We start from the raw sequence: 2,251 nt of genomic DNA, 5'->3' as shown, positions 1-2,251 counted from the left end.
CCGGGGCCCCGGGGGGGGCCCGGGGCGGGGGGGCCGGGGCCGCCGGTACGGGCGACGACGACGGGCCCTGGGGCTACGTCGGGCTGCCGGGCGGGACGCGTCTGGTGCTCGCGGACGGCAGCCCCTCGGAGGCGGGCGGGCCCCGTGTCGCGTTCGACCTGGCCCTCGACTACCGCTCGTGCACCCGTGTCGCGCTCGCCCCTACCGCCGGGGCGGACGAGGCGGACGTGCGCGCCGCCGTCGGCCTTTTCCAGCGCATCGGTAAAGAGGTCAGCGTTGTCGGCGACATCCCGGGGATGATCGTCGCACGGACGGTGGCCATGCTGATCGACTTCGCCCTGGACGCCGCCGCGCGCGGCGTCGCGACCGCGGAGGACATCGACACCGCCATGAAGCTCGGCGTCAACTACCCGGCGGGTCCCGGTGAATGGGCCGACCGCGTCGGCGGCGCCTGGGCGTTCCACGTCCTGGACGAGCTGAACACGGAGTACCCGGGCGGACGGTACGCACCCTCGCGTGCGCTGTCCCGGTACGCCGCGGCCGAGGAGCCCCGCCGATGACCACGCCCAGGCGCGACACGTACACGCCCGAGACGCTGCTGTCCGTCGCGGTCCGCGTCTTCAACGAGCGCGGCTACGACGGCACGTCGATGGAGCACCTCTCCAAGGCGGCGGGGATTTCGAAGTCCTCGATCTACCACCACGTCGTCGGTAAGGAGGAGCTGTTGCGGCGCGCCGTCAGCCGCGCGCTCGACGGGCTGTTCGGGATTCTCGACGAGGCCGGCGCCGCGCGCGGCACGGCGCTCGCCCGCGTCGAGTACGTGACGCGGCGCATGGTCGAGGTGCTGACGGACGAGCTGCCGTACGTGACGCTGCTGCTGCGGGTGCGGGGCAACACCAGGACCGAGCGGTGGGCCATGGAACGGCGCAGGGAGTTCGACCAGCGGGTCGCCGAGCTGCTCAAGGCTGCTGCCGCCGAGGGCGATCTGCGGGCCGACGTGGACACCCGGCTGGCGACCCGCCTGGTGTTCGGCATGGTCAACTCGCTGGTCGAGTGGTACCGGCCGCCGGCCGGGGGCGGCTACGACAGGACCCAGGTCGCGGACGCGGTCGTCCGGCTCGCCTTCGACGGCCTGCGCGTCCAGAGCGCGCGGGGCTGAGGGCGCTCCGGGCCCGGAGGGGAGCGTTCCGGGCCCCGGCGGGGCGCGGCGGGCGCTCGGGGCGCTCCGGGGCTCCGTACCCCGTACGGCGCGGGGTGTACGCGGCCGGTCCGAGGAACCTGGCGCAGGGCGTGCGCCGGGCTCTCGGCGAGGCCTTTGAGTGGACCGTTGCCCGCGTCGCGGCCCCGCGCGTAAGGGCCCCGTACGACCGCGGTCACTGCGGCTCGGGTATCTGCGGGCTGAGATCGGTCTCCTCGAACACCAGCAGCGTGCGGCTGGAGAGCACCTCGGGGATGGCCTGGAGCCGGGTCAGCACCAGCTCCCGCAGCGTCCTGTTGTCCGGGGTGTGGACCAGCAGCAGGACGTCGAAGTCGCCGCCCACGAGCGCGATGTGGGCGGCGCCCGGCAGCGCCTCCAGCTGGCCGCGCACCGTCCGCCAGGAGTTCTGGACGATCTTCAGGGTGATGTACGCGCAGGTCCCCTGGCCCGCGCGCTCGTGGTCGACGCTGGCCGTGAAGCCGCGGATGACGCGGTCCTCGACCAGCCGGTTGATGCGCGCGTAGGCGTTGGCGCGGGAGACGTGCACCCGCTCGGCCACGGAGCGCACGGAGGCGCGGCCGTCCGCCTGGAGGATGGCCAGGATCGCCCGGTCCACGGAGTCGAGGGGGCGGGCCGCCGGGGTCCGGTCCTCGGTCCTGCGGCCCTGGTCCTCGGCCATTTGTTCAGTCTCCATGCCTTCCCGCCTCCGCCCCGTGGACGACCTGCGTCCATCACAGAACCCGCAGAACCGTTTGTCCACAGGATGGAGCCACATGTAGCCAAAATGCCCCGGCGACCGAACAATCGGTAGGTGAGTCCCGCCACACATCGGGGCTTCGCCGTCCGCTGCCACGAGCAGTACGGGCACCGCTTACGGGCACCGCTTCCAGGAGGAGGGGCACGCGTGAAGAAGAGCAGTACGCCGGTCCGGGACCCCGCAGGGCAGACCCGGCCCCGCTCGGGCGCCGCCGCCCGGGGCGCGGCCGCCGGGGGCCCCCCCGCGCCCCCCCGGCCGGGCTCCGCGGACCCCGCGCTGCTGCTGCGCCTCTACGG

3 protein-coding genes are annotated in these 2,251 nt (G+C 74.1%); 2 read left to right on the top strand and 1 reads right to left on the bottom strand.

Translation table 11 applies throughout. The annotated features are described in order from the left end of the window. A partial coding sequence (locus LCE31_RS39040) for a 3-hydroxyacyl-CoA dehydrogenase family protein (RefSeq protein WP_263632825.1) occupies positions 1-560 on the top strand: 560 nt, incomplete at its 5' end. After that, on the top strand, positions 557-1,159 hold the full coding sequence (locus LCE31_RS39035) for a TetR/AcrR family transcriptional regulator (protein ID WP_225022991.1): 603 nt from the start codon (positions 557-559) through the stop codon (positions 1,157-1,159). The genes LCE31_RS39040 and LCE31_RS39035, both read left to right, overlap by 4 nt. 214 nt (positions 1,160-1,373) lie before the next feature. Here LCE31_RS39035 and LCE31_RS39030 read toward each other — a convergent pair whose 3' ends face one another. Beyond that, positions 1,374-1,892 carry an Lrp/AsnC family transcriptional regulator gene (locus LCE31_RS39030; RefSeq protein WP_225022989.1) on the bottom strand — a complete coding sequence of 173 codons (519 nt, stop codon included), beginning with the start codon at positions 1,890-1,892 and terminating at the stop codon, positions 1,374-1,376. Positions 1,893-2,251: the final 359 nt, after the last annotated feature.

Source organism: Streptomyces sp. 8L (assembly GCF_020176795.1).
GTDB lineage: Bacteria > Actinomycetota > Actinomycetes > Streptomycetales > Streptomycetaceae > Streptomyces.
Note: the sequence above shows the minus strand (reverse complement) of the source record. Positions and strands in the feature narration are given on the sequence as shown.

Coding starts and splice junctions, on each gene's coding strand:
- LCE31_RS39035 (WP_225022991.1), top strand. CDS start 557: ATGACCACGCCCAGGCGCGACACGTACACGCCCGAGACGCTGCTGTCC.
- LCE31_RS39030 (WP_225022989.1), bottom strand. CDS start 1,892: ATGGAGACTGAACAAATGGCCGAGGACCAGGGCCGCAGGACCGAGGAC.